Raw genomic sequence first — 23,181 nt, 5'->3', positions numbered from 1 at the left:
CGGACCGGCCCGACTGTGGATAACTTGCGGTTGTGGAAAGCGAGTTCACTCCTACGAGTGACTGTGGCGGCCGGACGGAAATGATATTGGCCCGTGTCGCCGCAGGTCCGGCTCGAACGCCCGCGCTTGTGTGGTCAGCGCCGCGTACTCGTCCTCGGCGAGTTCCAGTTCCGCCGCCTCGACGTTCTGTTCCAACTGCTCGACGCTGGACGCTCCCGGAATCGCCACGACCGGACCACGGTGCAGCGTCCAGGCCAATGCGATCTGGGCCGGCGTGGCGTCGTGCGCCGCGGCGACCTCCTGGAGGAGTTCGAGCAGCGGCTGCGCGCGGCGCAGGTTCTCCGGGTGGAAGAGCCTGCGGCGGGCCCGGAACGCGGGCGGCGGGTTGTAGGCGTCGTAGCGACAGCCCAGCAGCCCCTGGGCGAGCGGGCTGTACGCGATGACCAGACGCCCGTTCGTCTCCGCCCACGGCACGAGGTCGTCCAGCGCGCCGGGCTTCGCGAGGCTGAACTCCACCTGATTGGACAGGACGCGGCTGCCGAGCGCGTGCTCCGCGCGACGCCAGCGGGCCAGGTCGTAGTTGCTCACCCCGATCTCGTCGACGACCTTTTCGTCCTGGAGTTCGGCGAGCCCCTGCATGGTGGTGTCCATGCCGAAGAGCCGGTTCGGGAAGTGCACCTGGTAGATGCCGATGCGGTCGAGGCCGAGGCGGTCGAGGCTGGCGTACCCGCGTGCCTTGACGACGCGCGCGACGGGAAGCACCGGGAGGAACTTCGTCGCCACGACGACACGGGCGGCGTCGGATCCGAGTGCTTCGCCGAGGATGCGCTCGCTGCGGCCCCAGCCGTACATCTCGGCGGTGTCGAACAGCGTGACGCCCAGTTCCAAGGCGCGCCCGACGAGCGCCCGGGCGGTCACCGAGGAGTACGCGTCGCCGTACCCCCATTCGCGTGACCCGAACTGCCACGTTCCGAGCCCGATGCGGCCGAGCCTGGGGAATCCTTCGACATCGAGGTGGCGCATCGTGTCCTCCCGGGGGAATCCGTGTCCACGAGTCCTGTCCCACCCTTCACCTCCGGGGCGCGTGAGCCAAGGGCAGAGGGCGGTTCTTCGCAACTTTCGGACGGCGATGCTGCTCCCTCGGGCGGCGTCGGGAGGCCGAGCGGCGGGCACGATGGCTGGATGAATCGTTTCTCCACAGATTCGGCGACGCGTTGCCACGATGTCCGGCGGAACGGATAGAAAGGTGCGTATGGACTCCTCCGACGCCACCCCGGCCGCCTCCGCACCCCGCGACCCCGCCGCCCCGACCGCACTCCGCGACGAGGCGGACGCCGTGCTGCGCGGCCTCGCGGGCGAGACCGCGCGGCTGCGCGAGGACCAGTGGCGAGCCGTCGAGGCCCTGGTCGCGGAGCACCGCCGGGTGCTGGTCGTCCAGCGCACCGGCTGGGGGAAGTCGGCGGTGTACTTCGTTGCCACGGCGCTGCTGCGTGCCCGCGGCGCGGGTCCGACCGTGATCGTCTCGCCGCTCCTGGCACTCATGCGCAACCAGATCGACTCGGCGGCCCGCGCCGGCATCCGCGCCCGCACGATCAACTCGGCCAACATCGACGACTGGGACTCGATCCAGGCCGAGGTCGCCGACGGCCTCGTCGACGTACTCCTGGTCAGCCCGGAGCGCCTCAACAACCCGGACTTCCGCGACACCGTGCTGCCGAAGCTGGCGGCGACCTGCGGGCTCCTGGTCGTCGACGAGGCACACTGCGTGTCCGACTGGGGCCACGACTTCCGCCCCGACTACCGCAGGCTGCGCACGCTGCTCGGCGATCTGCCGGGCGGGGTGCCGGTATTGGCCACGACCGCGACGGCCAACGCACGGGTGACCGCGGACGTCGCCGAGCAACTGGGCACCGGCGCGGAGAACACCGACGCGCTCGTGCTGCGCGGTTCGCTGGACCGCGAGAGCCTCACCCTGGGCGTCCTGCAACTGCCCGACGCCGCCCACCGGTTGGCGTGGCTGGACGCGCACCTCGACGAGTTGCCGGGGTCCGGCATCATCTACACCCTCACGGTGGCCGCGGCCGAGGAGGTGACCGCGTACCTGCGCTCGCGCGGCCACACCGTGGCGTCCTACTCGGGGCGGACCGACGACGCCGAGCGGCAGGCGGCCGAGGCCGACCTCCTGGCCAACCGCGTCAAGGCCCTGGTCGCGACCTCCGCGCTCGGCATGGGCTTCGACAAGGGCGACCTCGGATTCGTCGTACACCTGGGGGCACCGCAATCCCCCATCGCCTACTACCAGCAGATCGGACGCGCGGGCCGCGCCGTCGAGCGCGCCGACGTCCTGCTGCTGCCGGGTCGCGAAGACGAGGCGATCTGGCGCTACTTCGCGTCGTTGGGCTTCCCGCCCGAGGACCAGGTGCGCCGCACCCTCGACGTCCTCGCGTCCGCCGACCGCCCGCTCTCGACCGCGGCCCTGGAGCCGCGGGTCGACCTGCGGCGCAACCGGCTGGAGCTGATGCTCAAGGTGCTCGACGTCGACGGTGCGGCGCGGCGGGTCCGCGGCGGCTGGACCGCCACCGGCCAACCGTGGCGATACGACACCGAGCGCTACGCGCGCGTGGCGCAGGCCCGCGCCCACGAGCAACAGGCCATGCGCGACTACGTGGCAACCACCGGCTGCCGGCTGGAGTTCCTGCGCAGGCAGCTCGACGACGAGCAGGCCGTGCCCTGCGGACGCTGCGACGGGTGCGCGGGGCCCCGCTACGACGCCGCCGTCGATCCCGGCGCACTCGACGCGGCGCGCGCGGCCCTCGGCCGCCCTGGGGTCGAGGTGGAACCACGCCGCATGTGGCCGACGGGGATGACGGAGGCGGGCGTACAACTCAAGGGGCGCATCCCGGCCGACGAGCAGGCCTCGACGGGACGGGCGCTCGGGCGGCTGTCCGACATCGGCTGGGGAAACCGGCTGCGCCCCGTGCTCGCGGCCGATGCCGGGGACGCCCCGGTCACCGACGACGTCTTCAATGCGGTCGTCCAGGTCCTGGCGTCGTGGGGCTGGGAGCGGCGGCCCGCCGGTGTGGTCACGATGGCCTCCCGCACGCACGGGCTGTTGATCGACAGCCTCGGAGCCCGGTTGTCCGAGATCGGGCGCCTGCCGTTCCTCGGCCGGATCGAGTACGCCCCAGGCGCCGAGCCGGCCCCGGCCCGCAGCAACAGCGCGCAGCGACTGCGCGCACTGGCAGGGGCGTTCACCGTACCGCCGGACCTCGCCGCAGCGGCCGCAGCCGTCGACGGACCGATCCTGCTGGTCGACGACCGGGTCGACAGCGGCTGGACGGTCACGGTCGCGGCCCGGCTGTTGCGGCGGGCGGGTGCCGCCGAGGTGCTGCCCCTGGTGCTGGCGGTCGAGGCGTAACGACGGCCCGATGCGGATCGACACCACCCTGACAGCAGAGATATATCGATAATTCAGGCGACCCAATCGAGTTGCCGCCATCAAGCCAAGCCCATCCCGCCACAGGCGGCGACGATGCCTGAAATCGTGCGGCGCCGCCGAGCGACCGGGGGCCCGGCGACGCGCGTACGACCCTGGGACGCGTCGCGATCCAACGGACAACATGGGTTGCCAGAACGGACAAAAGCCTGCGGAATCGCGTGAAACAGTGACAGCCAACTGCCAACAACGACCGTGCGAGACGGATGTGTCGGTCGTGTGAAACGTGGGATTCCTGTGCAGCTGATCACGTTTCCCTGTTGCCGCCACTCCCATGCGCGCGGAAGAATCGACATAGCGTCCTGGTGATCTTTGCGGGCCGCATCACTTTGTGATGCGGCAGAATCCGCACGGTCTCGCCGGCGCGACGACAACCGGCTGACGACGGTCCGCTCCCCCGGACCGCTCCCGGACCAAAGGAGGGCCGTGTCTGCCACCGCCGCCGCCTCAGCCTCCCTGTGGTCCAGACTCAGCCACCGCCGCGTTCCCGCCCAGGAACCCGTGCGCATGGTCGATCCCGAGCAGTGGCAGGCGTACGACGTGCCGCTCCTGCGCGACCCGCGCGGACTGCTCAAGCGCCTCCACGACCTCCACCGGCCCGAGCCCGGAACCGCCGTCGTCGCCGTCCTCGACGCGGACGGACGTCCCGTCGCCAGTGCGTCGTTCGCGCTCGACAACGGATCGGGACCGACCGACGGGTGGGAGTGCCGCAACACGATCCTGGCGCACCTGCGCATGATCGTCCCGGACGACCTGCGCCGCGCCACCCCCACGCGCACGACCGTCCTGCTCCTGTGCCGCGACGGGCAGCGCGACTGGGAGCCCGACGACGGCCGCTGGATGTGGGGCCTGCGCGACGCCTGCGGCCTCCACGGCCTGCGCTGCGGCGCGGCGGTGATCATGGCCGAGGACGGCTGGCAGGTCGTCGGCGACGGGCGGAACGGCCGTACGCCGGCCCCGGTGGGGCAGCCGAATCCGGCACGCCGGCCCATGGTGTCGGCGTCTCCGCGCCCGGCCGTCCCCACGCCCGCCACTGCGCTCCCGGCAGCCGCGGCCCTTCCCGCCGCGTCACCGCCCGCGGCCTCCGACACCCCGCACCACCCCGTGGCGCGTCCGCATCCGCCGCACCGTTCCGACCACGCGGGCGTCGCCGTGGCGGCATTCGCCGACTACCCCGAGGGCCCCGCGCCGCCCCCGAGACCACCGGTGGTCCGCCTGGTCCCGGACGTGGCCACGGCATAGGACCTGCGGCCGGGCAACACGCAGTTCGGCGCAGGACGCGGTGGTACGAAGCCCCTTTGAGCGCGCTGGACGAAGCCCGCCCCGAAGACGGCGCATCGCCCTGCGCTCGCGAGCGCGTCGCGCACGACGGCTCCTGTGTGGCCGCGGTCGACGGGGTGTCTGGTCGTCGGGAATCCGCAATCCGGGCGTGGCCCTTGCCCTACCAACAGGGCCAATGGACGTCCCGCTCGGCGCGCTGCCGAGGCGACGGAGGGGCGGTCCCGGACGAGACACGGGTGGCCGACAGCCGTCTGTCCGGACGGCCGCACTCCAGGACAGGAGCCCGAAGCCCCTTACCGGGGCAGACCACCGCCGGCGAAGGGGCACCGGGGCCGGGCAGCGCAGGCAGGTGTGAAGCGGGTGCGGACTGACGGCCGCCGAGTTCCGCCGGACCGGGCGTGGCAGGCGCGGGCGGCCGACCCGCGCCGATTCGGGCGAACTGCGGGCGGGGTACGCGGGCTGACGATGTGTCAGGAAGAAGCACCGGACGCCACACCACCGCGGACGTCGCCAGCGGCCGCGTGCCGCCGTACGAGAGCAGGCCCCAGGTCCGCATGCGGGAACCGGTCGGTTCGGGACCACAGGCGCCGCTCAGGGGGCTTGCGGGGCATCCGCCGCACGGGCCGCACGCGCGCTCGGCCGCAGCAGAGCCGCGAGTAGCCGCGATCCGCCCGCCGAAGGGTGCCGCCGCGCAGACCGGAGCCTCACCCGAAAGCGATCTGACCGCGCCCGGCCCGTACAACTCCGCGGGCCTGCCGCGTTGCAGCCCACGAGCCGTTCCGCGTACTCCCGGAAGAGGCGCGCACCGCACCGCGGCCGCTCGGCGAACCGCAAGGCCCGAGGGGCAAGTTGACGGGGCGTCAAGTGGGGTGTGGCGCCCCGCCAGGGGGCGGCTAGGCGCCGCGGTGGCCCTGGGACGAGAGCCAGTCCGCGAGTTCGGTGGTGACGGTCAGGGCGTGCTCCTGCACCATCTCCGGAGCGTGCAGGCGGTTCGTGAGGTGTTCGCCGTGGAACGGCTTGATGCCTGCGACGAGCTTGCGGACCCCGAACAGGTTGCAGAACGCCTCGGCGTCTCCGGCCTCGTAGGCGTCGTCCCATTCCTTGCGGTCCGCGACGTTCAGAGTGGCGAAGGCGTACCGGTTGAGGTACGCGGCCAGCATGTCCACCACAGTGCTGCACGCGCGGTACTGCTGGAGTGTCAACCGGTCTTCCTGATCACTCAGGAAACGGTCGAGGAGCTGGGCTATAGAGGGGGATTCGGACATGGAAGGGAACCGTAGCCCACTGGCTTCGGCCGAGAACGGGCCCGGTTGCCGGGCTACCGAAGGCGATTCCGACATGGGAACGAACCGTAGCCGACTTCGGCCCCGCGCGTGCGGCTCGGGGCAGGAGTACGTCCCCACGAGTGGTCCTGTGGTACGGCAGCACTGACCGCCCGGCCGCGTGAGCGAACCGGGCAGCAGCCCCGGACGGCGGTGGAGCGCACCGAAGGCACCCGCAGAACCGGCCGAGGGCCCGCACCCAACTGCGCGTTCCGGACAGTCGAGTCCGAGCACGCCGAGCTGGGACACGCCGGACCTTGGACACGCCACGTACCCCGGGCATCGGCACCATCCAGGACACCGCACGGCACGGCCCGGCACCGAGGAACGCGCGCACGCGAACACACGCGCGCGCACCCGAACACCGGGGACCGCGCCGGGGGTCGGACCCGTGAGCAGCCAGTCGTCCGCCGCCGCGAACCGGACAGGTCGGGGCCGCGCCGCACGCCGGGCGGCCGAACCCGCGAACGGTACGCGCGGGTGGCCCGCGCCCTACGTACACGCCGCACGTACACGCCCGACGCGCGTGCCGTAAGTGCGTGTCGTAGGTGCGCGTGTCGTAGGTGCGTGTCGTGCGTGAGCGCCGGCTCAGAGGCCGGTCAGCGCCCGCACCTCGTCCAGGTCCCCGCACACGATGACCGCGCCGGTGCCGGCACCGATCGCGGAAACGAGCGCGTCCGTCGAGCGGGCCGGGTCGGCGAAGCCGTTGACGACCAGCACGACGGTCTCGCGGCGCAGTTGGCGGTCGTTGAGCGCCGGGGCGTAGAACACGTCGCGGCCCTCGGTGTACTGACGCCAGTACTGCTCGGCGCCGAACGACTCCTCGTGCTGCTGCCACGGGTGCGGGTCGCCGGTCGTGAGCACCAGGATCGAGTCCGGTGCCGCGCCCTGGTCCAGGAGCCGGTCGACGGTGTCGTCGGCGACGTCGAGGGCGGTGTCCGGGGTCGCGGACACGAGGCGGATGTCGGGTCCGGCGGGACGTTCGCCCTGACGCGCCGCGGGGACCGTCGGGGTGACGGGCGCGGACGCGGCGGCGGGCGGAGCGGCAGGCGCCGCCGGGGCGGTCGGAGCGGTGGGTGCGGCCGACACAGGCGGTGCCGTCGGCGCGGGCGGTGCGGCCGGCGCGGGAACCGGTGCGGTGGCGGCCGGAGCGGCGGGACGCGGCGGTCCCGGCTTCGGCGCGGACGGCCGCGGCGGGCCCGGCTTGGGCGCGCCGGACGCGTGGGCGGGGTTACGGGGTACAGACGGCTTGGGTGCCGCGGACTTTGCTGTCGTCACCAGATTCGCAGTCGTGAGTCGGGAAACACTGGATTCTTCGTCGGTGGCTCCGGAATGACCGGAGGCGGGGATCTGCGGGGACGCCCCGGACAGATCGGCGTCCGGTTCCCCGGAAAACACACGCGGCATGGTCGCCAGTCTTATCAAAGCCTCCCCGGGCATGCACAGACCGGGTCGGTGTCGGCTGATGTAACGGTTGGAATTCGGCCGGGTCCGCGGGTGCCTCAGGGGCACGTACGGTGGGTCCGGCCGCCATCGGAACCGGGCGTCCGAACAGGGTCGGAACGGCTTCGGATCCGTGGTGCGGAGCGGCGGCACTCGCGCGGCGCTCGAGCGGGGACGGGCGCGTTGGGTCAACGGGCGCTACCGCGTCATTCGTCCACCACCACTCCGTACTCGGTCACCAGGGCGGCGAGCCCTTCGGCGTAGCCCTGCCCCACCGCGCGCAACCGCCACGCGTCATCGCGACGGTACACCTCGGTGAGGATCATCACCGTCTCCTCCCCGCCGGTGAGCCGGAAGTCGGCGAGCCTGCGTCGTGTGACGGGGTCGACGATACCGACGGCGACGGGGACTTGGGCGAACGCGGCACCGGCCGCGGCGTCGAGCGCCAGCGCCACCAGGACGCGCACCCGGCCGTCCGGGAGCTTGGTGACGTCGATGTCCACCGAGTCCGAACCGCGCTTGCCGTCCTGCAACTTGCCGGCCAGCCGCACCGCGCCGCTCGGGTGCACGGGCTGGTTGTAGAAGACCAGGTCCTCGTCGGCGCCGACGCGCCGGTCGTCGTCGAGGACGAGCACGACCACGTCCGCGTCGACCGCCTCGGGCCCCCACCACGCCGCCTCGACGCGCAGGGCGCCGGTGAACGTGCCGAGCTGGTCGATGGTGACGGCCTGGCCACGCTTGAGTGCGCGCGGCTCCTCGACGGGCGGGGCGGGCAGCGAAGTCCGCGGGTGGGACAGCGGGTCCGGCGCGGTGGTCCGGCCGGTCACCGGGCGCGTGGTCGGCACGGGCGGGATCGACGGAGTCGACGGAACCGGCGGCACGGAAGGCGTCGCCGGTACGGACGGACGCGGCAGGATCGTCGGCGCGGCAGTCGGCATCGGGGGCCGCGACGGAGGCGGCGGAGTGCCCGGCGGCGGGACGCTCGGCCGAGGCGGTACGACCGACTCCCCGACCGTCTCCGGCACAACTCCGCGCGCCTCATCCGACGCCCCGTCAGGTGCCGCATCGAGCGACGTGTCAGGCGCCGCGTCCACCCGCGCGCCTAGGCCCGCCTCGGCCAGTGCCTCGGGCGCGACGTCGGCGGCGGTGTCGGGCACGGCCTCGGAGCCGGTGTCCACCGCGGACCCGCCCGCCGGACCGGTCCGCGGATCCGCCGTCTCCGGAGACAGCGCGGGCATCGGTGACGACGGCGTCAGTCCGCGCCGCCTGGGCGCGCGGCCCCCGGCCCGTTCCACACCCGTCCGCGACTTGCCCGCGCCTCCCGTGCCCAGGCCCGCGTCCGGCCCCGCATCCGGTCCCGCGTCCTTATGCACGACGTCCTGCGCCGCATCGCGCGCCGTACCGGGACCCGAGCTGCTGAGGGCCGCCGTGACAGCCGGCGAGGGGGGCGGCGGAATCGGCGGGATCGGTACGGTCCCCGGCTCGGTCGCCTCGACCGGCGTGTCCCCCGTCCGCGGACCGTCGCCGGCCACCAGCGGACCGGCCGTGTGCGGCGGCGTGTGGCCCGAACTCCCCGGTCGGGGCAGCAGGAACCCGCTGGTGGTGCGCGGCGGCCCTGTGACGGCGCCCTGGGCCCCGGAAGCCCCGGCGTACGCGAGCGCCCCGGCCGCCGCGACGCGCGACGCCGCGTCGGCCGCCGAGCCGCGCTCCCTCTCCAGGTCCGCGAGCAGCGCCAGGAACACCGGCTCGATGAGCACCCGGATGCCGCGCTGACGCGCCCAGTACGTCCGGTCGGAGGACTCGTCGGGGTCCGCCACGACGAGGACGTCCACGCGGTCGTGGATGCCCGACGCGAGTTCGAGCCGGGCCCGCGCCAGACGCTGCTCCAACTCGGAGCGCGTCACCGCGAGGTACCCGTGGAACAGCACGTGCTGCCCGGGCAGCAGCGGCCGGCCGCGCGCCAGCATCCGCGGCGTGCCGTGCGCCGAGGCGGACTGGCCGGAGGCCGTGTCTCGGGCCATGCCGATGATGTCGTCGAGGGCGATCCGCGGAATGCCCAACTGGGCCGCGACGCGCGTCAGATCCGCGCGCTCCTCGCGGTCGATGACCGGACCGGCGGCGACCATCGACGCCGCCAGCGTGGTGACGTACAGCCGGTCGAGGTCCTTGCGCTGCGCCTCGGAGATGCCCAGCGACACGGCCAGTTCGGCCAGGTCCGCGGCCTCCTCGGGCGTGATGACGCGGTCCTCCAGGGCGGCGTCGAGCACCGCCAGGTAGCTGTCGGGACCCTCGCCGACCCCGGTCGGCGGGCCGAACGCGCGGGCCTTCTCCAGGTACGACACAGCAACCCGGCGGCGCGCCTGCTCCGCCTCCTCCCGCGCACGCCGCGCCGCGTGCGCGTCGTCGCGCGTGTAGGGGCGCGGCTCACCGGCCTTGCGGCGCGGCCAGTTGAGGGACGCCGCGACCGTGCGCGCCTGTTGCCAGTGCCGCGCCTCGCCCGCGCCCTGGTCCAGGTAGTACGACAGGAGGCGCGCCGCGCCCATGGCCTTCGCAGCGGCGCCGTACCCCGAGTCGACCGGCACGCTCGCCGCCTCGCAGCACGCGATCAGCGAGAAGCGCGGTGCCTCGGGCACGTACTCGGGCGCCTCGCGCATCGTGCACAGCATGGTCAGCGGGGGCACCGAGGGGTGCCTGCGGCGCTGGAACTCGCGTTCCAGGAAGCCGAGCTCGAAGCGCGCGTTGTGGGCGACGACGACGCGCTGCCGCAGCAGGCCGACCAGCCACGGGGCGATGTCGCCGAAGCCGGGCGCGTCCACGATGTCGTCGTCGAACAGCCCATGGGTCTGGAAGTCCCCGACCGGACCGTCCGGATTGAGCAGCGTGGTGAAGAAGTCGGTCACCTGGCCGTCCGGGTCGCACAGCGCGACCGCGATCTCCACGATGCGGTGGCGGTGCGGCGACAGCCCGGTGGTCTCCACTCCCACCACGGCATAGCCCGGACATTGCAGGCGGTCCCCAAGACGCACGGTCACCCCCCATTGATGGTCTGCCGACCGGCGGGCGGTGCGGGGCACCCCCCGGTGGCGTATGGGATTCCCACGGACCCCTCGGCCCGGGAAAATACCCGTTCGCGGCGGCCCGCACGCGGAGACGGAGCGGCGCGCGGGTGAAACCGAACCATACGCCGGTTCACCCACACGCCGCCGAAATGCGCGTCCGAGGACTGCCGTTTGCGCGGGCGGGAGGTCAGGAAGCGCTGTCGGAGGGAACAGGCATGCCGACCTTCGCGCCGTTCCTGATGGTGTCGAAGACCGCGCGGCCCGGCGCGTTGGGCACGTCGTAGATCACGGTGGTGAGCACCGGGTACGAGCCGTCGACCTCGGCGTTGATGATGACGAACTGCGCGTAGATGATGCGGTTGGCCGGGTCGCGCACCTTGTACTCGAGGATGTGCGCCTCTTTGCCGTCGACCGTGGTGCCGGTGTTCTTCTCGGTGTTCACGAGCTGGTAGCCCTCGCCGTCGAGGCTTTCGTACCTCTCCTGCGTCTCGGTGACGGCCTTCGCGAACGAGCTTGCCGAGGTCGTGTCGACGTACGACTCGCCGAGGTAGCAGTCGCCCGGCGAACCGGAAGGCCCGTCGGACGGCCCGTCCGAGGGACTGCCCGACGCCGGCTCGCACGCGATGCGGTCCTTGCGCTGGTGGGTCGGCTCGCCGTTCGGCTTCGGGACGTCCCAGTCCTTGATCCGCGGAACCGACACGCCCGTGCCGGGATCGAGGAGCGTGCCAGCCGTCGCCGTCTTGTCGTCGTCACCGCCGCCCAGCAGCACGATCAACGCCGCGACCAGACCGCCCACGACGAGCACCGACACAATCGCGATGATCGTGTTCCGGTTGCGCCGACTGGGCCCGCCCTGGCCCTGCCCCGGGTACGCACCGTACGGCGGGTACGGCGTCTGCCCCGGCGCGGACAGCTGACCCGGGCCGTACATCTGCCCGGGGCCGGAACCCGGCATCTGTCCGGGGCCCGACCCCGGCATCTGCCCCGGGCCCGAACTGTGCACGGGGCCGGGTTGGAACTGGTCCGAGGGGTATCCGCCGGGCTGCTGGTCCGACGGCTGGCCGGGCGCGGGCGGCACACCGGGCGAGCTGTCGGTCCGCGGACGTGAGGATTCGGTCCATTGGGTGCCGTCCCACCAGCGCTCCATGCCGGATGCTGAAGGGTCGTCGTACCAGCCGGGAGGTATCGAGGCAGTCACGCGGGCAACCTACCGTCCGCTCCCGCGCGACGTGCGGCGTGCGCCGAACCGTGATGGGACATCAACCGAACTGTCGTGAATGTCCCACGGGATCCCGGGTCAGAAATCCAGCGCGGTCTGTCCCGCGTCCTCCAGCACCGAACGCACCCGCTTGAGGTGCCGCCAGCGCGGCAGATTGTCGAGGTACGCCCACGACATGCGGTGATACGGGGTCGGCCCCCGCTCCTCCAGCGCCGCCTGGTGCACCGGCGACGGATACCCGGCGTTGTCGCCGAACGCGAATTCCGGGTAGTCGAGGCCCAGTTCCGCCATCAGCCGGTCGCGGTGCACCTTCGCCAGCACCGACGCCGCCGCGACACCGACGCACACGCGGTCGCCCTTGACCACGGTACGCACCCGCCACGGGTCGCCGAGGAAGTCGTGGCTGCCGTCGAGCACGACCGCGTCGGGCCGTACCGGCAAAGCCTCCAACGCACGTACTGCGGCGAGCCGCAGCGCGGCGGTCATACCGAGTGCGTCGATCTCCTCGTGCGACGCCGCGCCGAACGCGTGGGCGACGGTCCACTCCGCGACCAGCGGCGCCAACTCCTCGCGGCGCTGCGCGGTCAGCAGCTTCGAGTCGGTGAGCCCCGTCGGCGGTACGCCGAGCGCCGACACCGCGGCACCGACGACCACCGGTCCCGCCCACGCACCGCGGCCCACCTCGTCGACCCCGGCCACCACCAGCGCCCCGGCCTCGCGCAATTCGCGCTCCACGGCGTCGGTCGGCCCGTCGAGGGCCTTCTTGGCACCGGCCTTCTTCGCAGTGGTCTTCTTCGCAGTGGTCTTCTTGGCGCCCGCCTTCTTCGCGGCGGGCTTCCTGGCCGCGGCCTTCTTGGCGGCAGTGGTCGCGGGGGAGGCCGACTTCGCCGGCCTCAGGCCCGGCGCCCGCCCGTTCGCCGCCGTCCGCGCCCCGGGCACGGCAGCCGCCGTGTCCGCGCCAACCGCGTCCTCGACAACCGCGTCTTCCGCAACCGGGTCGTCGGCGACGACGTGCTCGTCGACCGCGTCCTCCGCAGCACTGTCGGCGGGTGCGTCGACCGTCACGCGGGGCTGTTGCGGGATGCTCACGAGATCAGGCTATCCCTCTCGCCCGCCCGCGATGACCACGACCGGCGCCCGGCGACGGCGCGCACTGCCGGCGCACTGCCCGTGCACCTGCGCGCGTCGCGCGTCACCTGTGTCCGTCACCCGTGCGCGTCACCGGTGCCCGACCGCGGTCTCGCGCTCAGACGCGGCGTGGAACGACGCCGGCATGCGTACCTCGTGGTACAGCGACACCCCCGCATCCGCGAGTGCGGTACGCAGCTCCCGCGCCCCCGCCGCCCCCGCGATCGCCCGCGCGGCCAACCCGGCCAGGTCCAGCGGCACCCCGTCGTACCCGGTAACCCGGTCATGTCCGGACCACGTCAAGTCCCAGCGCGCGCGGCCCGCGTCGACCCACGCACACCCCAGCAGCGCCGTCAGCGCGGACACGACGGGGCTGTCCGGTCCGGTCTCGGCGGCACCGCCGTCCGCGTGTTCGCGAGCCAGCTTCGCCCCCTGCCCCTCGACGAGCAAGGCCACCACGCCCCCGAGGGTGACCGGCAGTTCGGCACCCGCGCGGCGCGCCGCCGGCGCCAGCCGGGACGCCCGGTACGCCGCCCGGTAGCCGCTCACCTGCCGCAGGAACGCCTCGCGGTCGAGCGACGTCATGCCGTCGAGCATCTCGAAGGCGCCGCTCGCCGCGATGCCCTCGTCGTCGGTGGCCAGCAGGTACGCGTGCAGGTGCGACACGACGCGGCGCGGGTCGTCGAGGCCGAGCGCCAGCCCCTGCTGCCCGCCGCGCAGCGCCACGGTCCCCGGCAGCGGACGGGCCCGCAGCCGGGCCGCACGCTCGACCAGGACGCGCGGCGGCTCGTCGTCGGCAAGGCCGTCGAGGGCGGCGACGCGGACCGGGTCGGCAACCAGGGCCTTGAAGTCGCCGAGCGGATCGAGCGGCAGAACACCCGTGGCCAGCCCGGCGTTCAGGTAGCCGCGCCGGTACCACCCCCATGCGACCTGTACGCGGCGCAGCGCGTCGAGGCCGTCGGCGATCGCGTCCGTGCCGTAGACGCCGGCGGCGTACCGGTCGGCGGTGCGCTCCTGGAGTTGCAGGACCGGCGCGCAGATCTCCTCGTAGCGGGTCGCGAAGCGCTGCGCCGCGTCGGCGAGTCCGCCGGCGCCGCGCGCACGTGCCGATTCGGCGAGGCCGGCGACCATGTCGAGTCCGTGCAGCGCCAGTTGGTCGGGCAGCGGCGGACGGCGGCGGCGCAGGCCGCCGAGCGCGGAGGCGACGACGGCGCGCAGTTGCGGCTCGGTCAGGCAGGTCGGGACTGCGGAGCCGAGGACGAGGTGCTTGTGCAGCGTGATGCCGGGGCGGCGTACCGCGCGCAGGCCGACGACCGTGCCGCCGGTGAGCACGATGCCGTCCGGTTCCGGGACTTGGAGCTCGCGGGCGGTCGCGCGGACGAGAGCCCACAGGCGGGGCTGGTCACGCGGGGTGACGGCGATCCCGGCGGGCAGGCGGCGCGGTCCGGCGAGTTCGAGGACCAGGGCGACGAGGGCGATCACCAACTCGGCGACGATGACCGCCTCGCCGGAGGCGAACAGGTCGAAGCCGCGCACCATCAGCCCGATGGCCAGGGCCACGAACACGAACGGCAGGGCGACCGCCACATACAGCGCGATCAGCACTCCGACCGCGGTGAACGCCCGCAGTCCCGCAGCCCTCACACCCACGTCCCCTCCGTACCCTCTCCACCCGTACGCGCGGTCGCGCGGGCAGCCGGTGCACACCCTATTGGCTCCGGGACGCGCCGGTGCGCTGACGATGAGTCAGCGTGCGGAAGGCGGGGGCACGCGGGACGCGCGAGGACTGCGGCCGAGAACTACGGCTCAGGTCCGCGGCTCAGGCGGGCTTGGCGACGCCGGACAGGTCGAGCGGCTCCAGCAGTCGGTGCGGCGAACGGAGCGCGAGGCTGACGGGGTCGGTCCTGGTGTGCGTGAGGATGCCCGGGCCGGGCCGCATCTCCAGTTCGTCGGGGGGCGCGACGGTGCGGCACCCGGGGCACAGGCCGCTCCGGTCGACGATGACCCCGCAGGGGATGTGCACGAACTCGCGCAGCGCGCCCGCGGCGGACGGCACGAACTCGATCGCCCACTGGGCGAGTGCGAAGACCGCGGGCCACAGCGCGCGCCCGGTGTCGGTCAGGACGTACTCGTCGCGCGGCGGGGACTCCTGGTAGCGGCGGCGCTCCAGGACGTCGGCATCGACCAGGGCCGTAAGGCGCGAGGTGAGTACGGCGCGCGGGATGTCCAGGTGCGCCTGGAAGTCGCTGAAGCGGCGGACGCCGTAGAAGACGTCGCGGACCACGAGCAGGGTCCACCGCTCGCCGACCAGTTCGAGAGCGCGGGCGAGAGCGCACTGCTGGCCCGCGTAGTCCTTGCCGAGTGCCATGCCCACCAGCGTACCTCTCTTGGTTCATTCATTGAACTCAAACTGCTACAGTCGAGCCGGTCGGTTCAGTGAATGAACTGACGAACGAACTGGCAAGCCCGCGGCGGCGCGCGTCCGCGCCCGCACCGCAGTACCGACCGCACCATCGCTCCGAGGGGACCCCATGCCGCCGACCGCCGCGTCCGCAGCAGAGCCGACAGCCACACCGACCACCACGCCGGCCACGCCAGCCATCACGGCGACCACCACGGCGCCCCGGACGCAGGGACCGTCCGCATCGGCGCCGACAGCCACCGCACCATCGTCGCCCGCCCGCACCGGGGACGAAAACCGGACCCGGCACGCCCGGACCGCCTCCCCGGCCGTCACACTCGCCGCCGTCGTGGCCGCGACCCTGCTGGTCCTGATGACCTACACGGCCCCCATCTCCGTGCTCCCCGACACCGTCCGCCACCTGCACTCCGGGCCGACCGGCCCGGCGTGGATCCTCAGCGGCATCAGCCTCGGCCTCTCCGCGTTCCAACTGACCGCCGGAAGCCTCGCCGACATCCTCGGCAGGCGCCGCGTCTTCGTCGCCGGCGCGCTCGGCCTCGCCGCCGCGTCCGCGCTCACCGCGCTCGCCGGGTCGCTGGCCCTGTTCGTGATCGGCCGCGTCCTCCAAGGCGTCGCCGGCGCGGCCCTGCTCGCCGCCGGACTCGGCCTCGTCGGACACGCCTTCCCCACCGGCCACGCCCGCGTACGCGCCACCGCGTCCGTCGGCGCCGCCCTCGGCGCCGGCATCGCCGTCGGCCCCCTCGCGGCCGCCGGCCTCACCCGCGCGGGCGGCTACGCCACCCCCTACTGGACCCAGACCGCGGCAGCCGTCGCCCTGGCCGGCGTCGCCGCACTACTGCTCACCGAGTCGCGGTCGCACGTACGCCGACGCCTCGACCCCCTCGGCGCCCTCACCCTCGGCGGCGGCATCGGGGCCCTCACCGCCGCCCTCGTCGAGGGGCGCCAGGGCTGGGGTCGACCCGTCGTCCTCGTCCTGCTCGCGGCGGCCGCGGTGCTGCTTGCCGCGTACGTCGCCACCGCGCTGCGCGGCCGCGAGCCCATGATCGACGTACGCCTGCTGCGCCGCCCGGTCTTCGCGCTCTCCCTGCTCGGGTCCTTCATCACCGGACTCGCGGTCATCGCGGTCGGCTCCTACCTGCCCACGCTCTTCCAGGGCGTCCTCGGCCTCAGCCCGCTGGCGTCGGCGGGCGTGCTCGCCTTCTGGTCCGCGAGTTCGGTGGTCGCGTCCGTCGCCACCGGCCGCCTCACCGCACACATGCCCGCCCGCCGCCTCGTCGCCGTCGGCCTGACGGTCATCGCCGCCGGGTTCCTGACGCTCGCCGGAATGGACACCGGCACGCACTGGCCCCGCCTCGTCCCGGGCCTCGTCGTGGCCGGCCTCGGACTCGGCGTCCTCAACGCGGCCTCGGCGCGGCTCTCCGTGGAGAGCGTCCCGGTGGACCGCGCCGCCATGGGCGCGGGCGCGGCCAATACCGCCCGCTACACCGGAGCGTCCATCGGCGGCGCGCTGGTCGTCGCGGTCGTGCAGTCCGCGGACGGCGCCACCCCGGCCGACGCCCTCGCGGCCGGCGGCGACCGGGCGATCCTGCTCGGCGTCGTGCTGGCCGTGCTCGGCGCCGGGGCGGCCCTCCTCGTCCGCGACCGCACCGCGGCCGGCGCCCCGAGGACGTGACGCTGGTCGCATCCACGGGACCGGTCCGCGGCGAACCACCCCGCAATCCCGCCCACAATCCCGGCCGTAAGCCCGCCCGCAAGCCCCCTTCGCGCCGCCGTACCCGGGTACGGCGGCGCGAAGGGGTTCTGGCCGACCCGCCGCTCAGCGGATACTGAACAAACGAAATCTCCCCCTGAAACGGTGAGAAAAGCTCAGAAAACGACAAAAGCCATGGCCCGACGCGCCCGCCACACGTGGCGGACGCCGCCGTCTGGAAGACTTCACCCACGTGACCACCGAAGCACCCGCGACGCCTGCCGCAGGCTTGCCCGGCCCGGCGCCCCGCGGCCGACTGCGCGCCGCCGCGATCGCGATAGCCGACCGGCCCTACGCGATCACCGCGGCGCTCATCGGCCTCATCATGGTGCTCGACCTGTCCGGTCCCGACTGGCCCGCCGCGATCTTCCGCGCCAAGCTCGTCGAGGAGCACAACGCGCTCCTGTGGAACAACCAGTGGTACGGCGGCCACCTGCTCCCCGGCTACAGCGTCGTCACGCCGCTCCTGTCCCAGGGCATCGGCACCCACACCCTCACCGCGCTGTCCTGCATCATCTCCGCGTGGGCGTGGTCCCGCCTCGACGTCGGCCGCGACGAACTCGCCCGCCGCGTCGGCAGCTGCTGGTTCGCCGTCATGGCGTCCGTCGACTACCTCATCGGCCGCACGCCCTTCGCCCTCGGCGTCGCCGCCGGCCTGCTCGCCATCCTCGCGGCCCGCAACCAGCGCCTCTACTGGGCAGGCGCCGCATCCCTGCTGTGCGGCCTCGCCAGCCCGCTGTCCGGGGCCTTCCTGCTGCTGATCGGCCTCGCCTGGGTCCCGCGCCAGAACGTGTGGCCGACCCGCTTCAGCTTCGGCCCGGCCGGCGTCGGACTGCTCGTCTCGCTCGCGTTCCCCAGCGAGGGCATGTTCCCGTTCCCGTGGTGGCGGTTCTGGCCGATCATCGCGCTCGCCGCCGTCGGCCTGTGGCTCATCCCCGCGTCGCAGCGCAGCGCCCGGCGCTTCCTGGTCCTGTACGCGGCGTCCGCAATCGTCTTCTTCTTCGTCCCGACCGCCCTCGGCGGCAACCTCGCCCGGCTCGGCGAGATGGTCGCCGGGCCGATGATGGCCGTCGTGCTGCTCTCGCTCGGCCGACGGCGTTTGGTCATGCTGCTCGCCGTACCCCTGCTCGTCTGGGGCTTCCAGTCCGCGGCCATCGCCATCACCAACGACCGCGGGGACAGCCGCGGCGAGAAGGCCGAGTACTACGACGGCCTGCTCACCTACCTGGAGACCGCCAACCAGCCGCTCGGCCGCATCGAGATCCCCTTCACCCGCGGCCACTGGGAAAGCGTGTACGTCGCCGACAAGATGCCCCTCGCCCGCGGCTGGGAACGCCAACTGGACCGCGGCCGCAACGCGGTGCTCTACCAGGAGATCCTGACCGCCCCCGAGTACCGCGACTGGATCGAGGAGACCGGCGTGCGCTTCGTCGCGCTGCCCGACGTCCCCATCGACAAGTCCGCCAAGCCCGAGGTCGAGCTCATCAAGTCCGGCGTGCCCTGGCTCAAGCCCGTCTGGTCCGACAAGCACTGGCAGGTGTGGGAGGTCGAGAACCCCAAACCCCTGCTGGAAGGCCCCGGCGTGCTCACCAGCCTCACCCCGTCGGAGTTCAGCTTCCGGGCCGACGCCCCGGGCACGTTCACGGTGCGCATCCACCCGACGAACCTGTTCGTCGCCGACCGCAAGGGCGTCACGATCAAACCGGACGCCGACGACGAGTGGACGACGATCCACGTCGCCACACCCGGCCCCGTCACGATCAAGGCCGACGAGTCCAAGCTACTGCCCTGATGCCGGGGCGGTCGGAGCCCCGTGTACGCCACCTCGCGCGGGGTCCGGGCCGCGGGGCCGGGGCCAAGGTGCGACCGGCGGTCAGCGCCCGGCCCGCGGTCAGGGCTTGACCGGCACCGCCTGCGGATCGATGCCGCCCTCCCACTTCGGCGCGGGCGGCACCCACGCCTCACACGCCGCCAGCAACCCCGCCGCATCCCGCGCCACCAGCAGCGTGTCGCGGTAGCGCGGCTTGATGAAGCCGTTCCCCACCATCGCGTCCAGCGCGGCCGTCAACGGCGTCCAGAACCCGTCCACGTCCAGCAGCGCCACCGGCTTCGCGTGGATCGCCAAGTGCTGCCACGTCCAGACCTCGAACAACTCCTCCAGCGTGCCCGCCCCGCCCGGCAGCGCCACGAAAGCATCCGAAAGCTCCGCCATCGCCGCCTTGCGCTCGTGCATCGTCTCGGTGACCTCAAGCCGCGTCAGCCCCAGATGCGCGACCTCGCGCTCCACCAGCGAACGCGGCATCACCCCGATCACCTCGCCGCCCTCGGCCAGCGCGGCATCCGCCACGGCACCCATCAGCCCGACGTGGCCGCCGCCGAACACGACGCCGACGCCCGCCCGGGCCAACGACCTTCCGAGTTCCGCCGCCGCCTCCCGGAACCGCGTACCCTCGCCCGACGCCGAACCCGCGAACACGGCTACCCGCACCTGAGCCTCCTCAGCTCCCCGCCCCCGCGACAAGATCAATCCTCATTGTCGCAACCGGTGCCCGCCACCCGCCGACCAGGGCGTTGCCCCAGGCCACACCCGTACCCACGGCACGACACCCCCGCCCGGAACACCACAAAGCACCGGCCGGTCACCCATCCGACATTGACGCGACGACCCCAACCCACGGCAGAATGCCCGCGTGCCCCCCACCGAACGCCCTGCCTCGGACATCCCGTTCGAGCGGCTGTTCCCGCAGCTCGACGACTCCGGCCGCGAACGCCTCACCGCCGCCGCGAGAGCCCTCGACCTGCGCCGGTCACTCGACGACCCGGCACGCTGGTTCTGGAACGAACCCGACCCCGCCGACCCGCAGCCCGAACCCGAGGCACAACCCCACGTCCTCGGCACCGCCCTGCTGCTGTACGAATCGGACGGCGACTGGCTCGAACTGGGACTCGACGTCTGGCACCAGGAAGGCCCGCGCGTCAGCGTCACCGCCACCGTCGAAGTCGCCTGCTGGTGCGAACTCGACCACAACATGCACGCCGTCCAACGCGCCGAATGGACCGCCGACGGCGGACAAGCCCTCGTCGAGGCCTTCAACGCCGCCGCGCTGTCCGTGATCCGCCGCATCGAAGGCCCCCGCGACCCGCGCGACCTGCGCACCCGCGCCGGACTGCCGAACCCGCCCGAGCCCGTACCCGACCCCGACGACGGATCACCGGTCGACGGCGGCATGGCACCAAGCCGCCACACGCCCTGACCGCTCGTCAGCACCGGCAACACCTGCCTGGGCCCGAATCGCCGCGACAAACCGCGACCAACTGCCTTGGTGGCAATGCCGCCAGGCCGACGCGCCGCGCCCTCGCACGCCCCACCACGCGTGGCAGCACCCCGTTTCTGGAAGACTCGCCTCGCATGAGCAGCACCTCGGCGGCCCCACCGGCACCCGGAGCCCCTTCGCGCACCGTCGGCCACGCACGCCTGCGAGCCACCGCCATATTCCTCGGCGACCGCCCGTACCTCATCACCCTCGCCCTCGTCGGACTGCTCACCCTCACCGGACTCTCCGGCCCCGACTGGCCCGCCCAGATGTTCCGCGCATGGCTCGCCCGCGAACACGGCGCCGTCCTGTGGAACAACCAGTGGTACGGCGGCCACCTCCTCCCCGGCTACAGCGTCATCACCCCCGCCCTCGCCGGAGCCGTAGGCACCCGCACACTCACCGCGTTCTCCTGCGTCCTCGCCGCCTGGGCCTGGAGCCTGCTCCGCGTCGGCAAACCCGGCCTGCCACGACGCATCGCCTCCATCTGGTTCGCCGCCATCATCAGCGTCGAATACCTCATCGGACGCACCCCGTTCGCACTCGGCGTCGCCGCCGCCCTCCTGGCCTTCCTCGCCGCACGCAACCACCGCCCCCTGCTCACCGCCTCCGCCGCACTCCTCAGCGGCCTCGCGAGCCCGCTCGCCGGCGCCTTCCTCCTCATGGCCGCACTCGCCTGGGTCCCCGCCGAACGCGTCTGGGCCACCCGGCTCTCCTTCGCCCCCGCCGCCGCCGGACTCGTCCCCGCCGTCATCTTCCCCAGCACCGGCGACTTCGGATTCCCGCTCTGGCGACTCGGCGCCATACTCGGCTTCGCCGCCGTCGGCCTCGTCCTGCTCCCGGCCGGCCACCGCACGGCACGCCGCTTCCTGTGGCTCTACGCCGTCTCCGGAACCGTCCTCTACCTCGTCCCCAGCGCCGTCGGCGGCAACGTCGCACGCCTCGGCGAGGTCATGGCCGGCCCCCTCGCCGCGGTCGTCCTGCTGTCCCTGGGCCGACGGCGCCTCGTCGCACTGCTCGCCGTACCCCTCCTCGCGTGGCAACTCTCCTCCGCGAGCATCGCCGTCGCGCACGACTTCAAGGACAGCGCAGCCGACCACCACGCCTACTACACCGGCATGCTCGACTACCTCGCCGCCAACAACCAGCCCGTCGGACGCGTCGAGATCCCCTTCACCCGCGGCCACTGGGAAAGCGTCTACGTCGCCGAACACCAGCCCCTCGCACGCGGCTGGGAACGCCAACTCGACCGCGGCCGCAACGAGACGCTCTACGACCCCGACATGACCCCCGAGCAGTACCGCGCGTGGCTGCTCGAGACCGGCGTACGGTACGTCGCCCTCCCCGACGTACCCCTCGACCCCTCCGCCTACCGCGAAGCCGAGATCCTGCGCGCCGGCACCGGCTGGCTGCGCCCCGTCTGGTCCGACAAGCACTGGCGCATCTGGGAAGTCACCGACGCCGCCCCACTCCTGGAGGGCCCCGGCCGCCTCACCGAACTCACCCCGGCCAGCTTCACGTTCACCGCGGACCGGCCCGGCACGTACACCGTCCGCATCCACTACACCGCGTGGTTCACCGCCGACCGGCCCGGCACCCGGGTCGCCGAAGGCACCGACGGCTGGACCGAAGTGACGGTCCCCCACCCCGGCCCCGTCACCGTCACCGCGAAGGCCAGCGCGCTGCTCCCGTGACCCCTCGCGGAGCCCCTGACGGACCGTCGGCGACGACGCGACCCCCGCCCGCCGAACCGGGCGGCACGCATCGTGCGCGCGAGGCCCACACACCGTGACCCGCGCCCCCGACACGGGATGTTAGTTTTTCCAGGCGCACCGATCCGTCGGTACACCGGTCCGTCCCGTACACCGTCCGTCCCTCCCGCGTACACCGGTCCGACCGCGCCCCGACCCGCACCCGCCACGGAAAGGCACCACCACGATGTCCGAGCCGCACAGCCACGCCAGCGACACCGAGGCCCGGATCTTCGTACAAGGCCAGCCCGTCGACAGCTACCCCGACTTCGCCCCCGAGGCCGCGCGCGGCGAGACCCTGCGCATCACCGTCGTCGGCGAAGAGGTGCTGCACCGCCCGTGCGCGGAGATCACCGAGTTCGGCACCCCCGAACTCACCAAGCTCATCGACGACATGTTCCACACCATGTACGTCGCCGACGGCGTCGGACTCGCCGCCAACCAGGTCGACGTCGGCATCCGCCTCTTCGTCTTCGACTGCACCGACGAGGACGGCAACCGCCACGTCGGCCACATCCTCAACCCCGTCCTCGACGAACTCCCGGCCGCCGACCGGCACCTCGACGAAGCCGGCGAAGGCTGCCTCTCGGTCCCCGGACCGCACAAGGACCTCGCCCGCCCCGACCACGCCGTCGCCCGCGGCGTCGACAAGGACGGCAACCCCGTCGTCATCTCCGGCTCCGGCTACTTCGCCCGCTGCCTGCAGCACGAGACCGACCACCTCAACGGCTACCTCTACATCGACCGCCTCTCCAAGCGCGACCGCAAGGACGCGCTCAAGAAAATGGAGTCGATGAAGGACGAGGTCTTCGCCCGCCGCGCCGAAAAGGCCGCCAAGCTCGCCGGCTGACCGCGCCCGCGGCGCGCCCTTCCCACGGGCCCCTTCCCGCGGGCCCCTTCCCACGCGACCCGTCCGCGGGATCCCCCTCACCCGGCCATCGGCGGTCCGATTCCACGGTCACGCCCGCACCCGTGATCACGAACGCCATTGTCCTC

At 73.1% G+C, this 23,181-nt stretch carries 15 protein-coding genes and 1 pseudogene; 7 read left to right on the top strand and 9 right to left on the bottom strand.

Annotated features, from left to right (window positions below; all coding sequences use genetic code 11):
* Positions 1 to 51 precede the first annotated feature (51 nt).
* On the bottom strand, positions 52 to 1,023 hold the full coding sequence (locus ACWD12_RS35055) for an aldo/keto reductase (RefSeq protein WP_358363301.1): 972 nt from the start codon (positions 1,021 to 1,023) through the stop codon (positions 52 to 54).
* A 229-nt stretch (positions 1,024 to 1,252) separates the two neighbouring features.
* Between ACWD12_RS35055 and ACWD12_RS35050 the strand changes: the two genes are divergently transcribed.
* Both ACWD12_RS35050 and ACWD12_RS35045 read left to right on the top strand, forming a co-directional pair.
* The gene (locus tag ACWD12_RS35050) at positions 1,253 to 3,418 is read left to right on the top strand and encodes a RecQ family ATP-dependent DNA helicase (protein ID WP_450102981.1); all 2,166 of its coding nucleotides are present in this window, start codon (positions 1,253 to 1,255) and stop codon (positions 3,416 to 3,418) included.
* 585 nt (positions 3,419 to 4,003) lie between these two features.
* Positions 4,004 to 4,519: pseudogene (locus tag ACWD12_RS35045) on the top strand (hypothetical protein); the annotation flags it as partial.
* Positions 4,520 to 5,670: 1,151 nt separating this feature from the next.
* Here the strand turns inward: ACWD12_RS35045 and ACWD12_RS35040 are convergent.
* The 7 genes from ACWD12_RS35040 to ACWD12_RS35010 form a co-directional block, all read right to left on the bottom strand.
* Positions 5,671 to 6,042 carry a hypothetical protein gene (locus ACWD12_RS35040; RefSeq protein WP_358363295.1) on the bottom strand — a complete coding sequence of 124 codons (372 nt, stop codon included), beginning with the start codon at positions 6,040 to 6,042 and terminating at the stop codon, positions 5,671 to 5,673.
* 645 nt (positions 6,043 to 6,687) lie between these two features.
* Positions 6,688 to 7,188 carry a hypothetical protein gene (locus ACWD12_RS35035; RefSeq protein ID WP_358363293.1) on the bottom strand — a complete coding sequence of 167 codons (501 nt, stop codon included), beginning with the start codon at positions 7,186 to 7,188 and terminating at the stop codon, positions 6,688 to 6,690.
* 560 nt (positions 7,189 to 7,748) lie between these two features.
* A complete protein-coding gene (locus ACWD12_RS35030; RefSeq protein ID WP_450102980.1) occupies positions 7,749 to 10,574 on the bottom strand; it encodes a TerD family protein in 2,826 nt (941 codons plus the stop codon).
* A 214-nt stretch (positions 10,575 to 10,788) separates the two neighbouring features.
* On the bottom strand, positions 10,789 to 11,799 hold the full coding sequence (locus tag ACWD12_RS35025) for a DUF2510 domain-containing protein (protein WP_450102979.1): 1,011 nt from the start codon (positions 11,797 to 11,799) through the stop codon (positions 10,789 to 10,791).
* Positions 11,800 to 11,898: 99 nt separating this feature from the next.
* Positions 11,899 to 12,555 (bottom strand): ribonuclease HII, encoded by a 657-nt coding sequence (locus ACWD12_RS35020; protein WP_358363307.1) that lies wholly within the window; start codon positions 12,553 to 12,555, stop codon positions 11,899 to 11,901.
* 483 nt (positions 12,556 to 13,038) lie between these two features.
* Positions 13,039 to 14,598 (bottom strand): hypothetical protein, encoded by a 1,560-nt coding sequence (locus tag ACWD12_RS35015; RefSeq protein ID WP_450102978.1) that lies wholly within the window; start codon positions 14,596 to 14,598, stop codon positions 13,039 to 13,041.
* A gap of 169 nt (positions 14,599 to 14,767) precedes the next feature.
* Positions 14,768 to 15,316: a winged helix-turn-helix transcriptional regulator gene (locus tag ACWD12_RS35010; RefSeq protein ID WP_450102977.1), complete on the bottom strand. Its 549-nt coding sequence runs from the start codon at positions 15,314 to 15,316 to the stop codon at positions 14,768 to 14,770.
* A 382-nt stretch (positions 15,317 to 15,698) separates the two neighbouring features.
* On the opposite strand from ACWD12_RS35010, the gene ACWD12_RS35005 reads away from it, so the two are divergent.
* Positions 15,699 to 17,042, top strand: a complete 1,344-nt coding sequence (locus ACWD12_RS35005) for an MFS transporter (protein ID WP_450102976.1) — start codon at positions 15,699 to 15,701, stop codon at positions 17,040 to 17,042.
* 271 nt (positions 17,043 to 17,313) lie between these two features.
* Positions 17,314 to 18,912, top strand: a complete 1,599-nt coding sequence (locus ACWD12_RS35000; protein WP_358358941.1) for a hypothetical protein — start codon at positions 17,314 to 17,316, stop codon at positions 18,910 to 18,912.
* 99 nt (positions 18,913 to 19,011) lie between these two features.
* Here the strand turns inward: ACWD12_RS35000 and ACWD12_RS34995 are convergent, their stop codons facing one another.
* Positions 19,012 to 19,608, bottom strand: coding sequence for an LOG family protein (locus ACWD12_RS34995; RefSeq protein ID WP_450102975.1), 597 nt, complete (start codon positions 19,606 to 19,608; stop codon positions 19,012 to 19,014).
* A 202-nt stretch (positions 19,609 to 19,810) separates the two neighbouring features.
* Here ACWD12_RS34995 and ACWD12_RS34990 point away from each other — a divergent pair, with 202 nt between their 5' ends.
* The 3 genes from ACWD12_RS34990 (at position 19,811) to def (ending at position 23,035) form a co-directional block, all read left to right on the top strand.
* Complete coding sequence (locus ACWD12_RS34990) at positions 19,811 to 20,374, top strand: hypothetical protein (protein ID WP_358358946.1); 564 nt, start codon at positions 19,811 to 19,813, stop codon at positions 20,372 to 20,374.
* A 155-nt stretch (positions 20,375 to 20,529) separates the two neighbouring features.
* The gene (locus tag ACWD12_RS34985; protein ID WP_450102974.1) at positions 20,530 to 22,128 is read left to right on the top strand and encodes a hypothetical protein; all 1,599 of its coding nucleotides are present in this window, start codon (positions 20,530 to 20,532) and stop codon (positions 22,126 to 22,128) included.
* A gap of 244 nt (positions 22,129 to 22,372) precedes the next feature.
* Entirely contained in the window at positions 22,373 to 23,035 is a 663-nt protein-coding gene (def, locus tag ACWD12_RS34980) for a peptide deformylase (RefSeq protein ID WP_450102973.1), read from the top strand.
* Positions 23,036 to 23,181: the final 146 nt, after the last annotated feature.

Source organism: Streptodolium elevatio, assembly GCF_053592165.1.
This window is presented reverse-complemented; position numbering and strand designations above follow the sequence as displayed.